Source organism: Brucella sp. 22210 (assembly GCF_052045675.1).
Taxonomy (GTDB): domain Bacteria; phylum Pseudomonadota; class Alphaproteobacteria; order Rhizobiales; family Rhizobiaceae; genus Brucella.
In genome coordinates this window covers 1-845 of record NZ_JBQEPD010000137.1, presented here as the reverse complement: position 1 = coordinate 845, position 845 = coordinate 1, and the positions used below count along the sequence as shown (strand labels likewise).

The following is an 845-nucleotide window of genomic DNA, read 5'->3' as shown; positions in this document are numbered from 1 at the left end:
GGGCGATCGGTGAATTTCCAGTCTCCGCCCCATTCAAGACCGTGTTTTTTGCCGATTTCGCCGAGTTTGGCCCACGCAGGGTTTTCAGGATCCCAATTCTTGGCGCCGAGCAGCGCGCCAGGCACGACATCGAATGCGACGCCATAATTGTGGTTGGATTGGCCGCCTCTGGCCTTGGTCACGACAGCACCTGGTGCTGATCGGCCTTGCGCATAAAGCTGGTCCTGCCGGTCTTTCGACCGAAAGGCTTCCTGCACGCGCGGATCGAGCCCCGCGGCTGCGGCTTCCTGCAAAAACGCAGCTGCGAGGGGCCGAACGTCCGGGTGCAGCTGATTGAGGTATTGATCGAACGTGGCCATGGCCGCCGTAGCTCCTGCAAAAGTCACTGATCGTCTTAAATACCACCAAATGTTGCGTGACAAAAGCATACATGATAGATATGGAGCCGATCAGCGTACCGGCTCTCGCGAAGCTAGACCAAAACTGAGTTTCGCGAATGGTCCAGCCGAGCCCCTACAACCGCGCCACAAATTTCTCGAATTACCAGGCCGAGAACCCCACCAAGCCGCTGCCAGCTGGCCCGCTTGATGAGGAATTTGCGCGGCTGAAGCAGGTCACTGACCAGATTCGCACGTCGATCAAGTACATCCAGCGCGACGATTACGCATTGGCGAACCGCTCTGTTGGCTTCGACCAGCTCAAGACCGAGGTGCAGATCGGCATCAACCCGCCGACGCCGTGGTCGACAAACACCAATTACATCGAGCGCGATACGGTCTTTGCGAACTCGAAATTCTGGATCGCGACCGTCAGCCATATTTCGACGACGTTCGACGCTGACGTGG

The 845-nt window shown here is 57.6% G+C and carries 2 protein-coding genes; one reads left to right on the top strand and one right to left on the bottom strand.

Annotation, left to right across the window (positions count from 1 at the left end):
* On the bottom strand, positions 1–359 hold a 359-nt coding region (locus ACTJKP_RS26990), incomplete at its 3' end, for a M15 family metallopeptidase (RefSeq protein ID WP_440632847.1).
* Between the two features lie 137 nt (positions 360–496).
* Between ACTJKP_RS26990 and ACTJKP_RS26985 the strand changes: the two genes are divergently transcribed.
* A partial coding sequence (locus tag ACTJKP_RS26985; protein WP_440632846.1) for a hypothetical protein occupies positions 497–845 on the top strand: 349 nt, incomplete at its 3' end.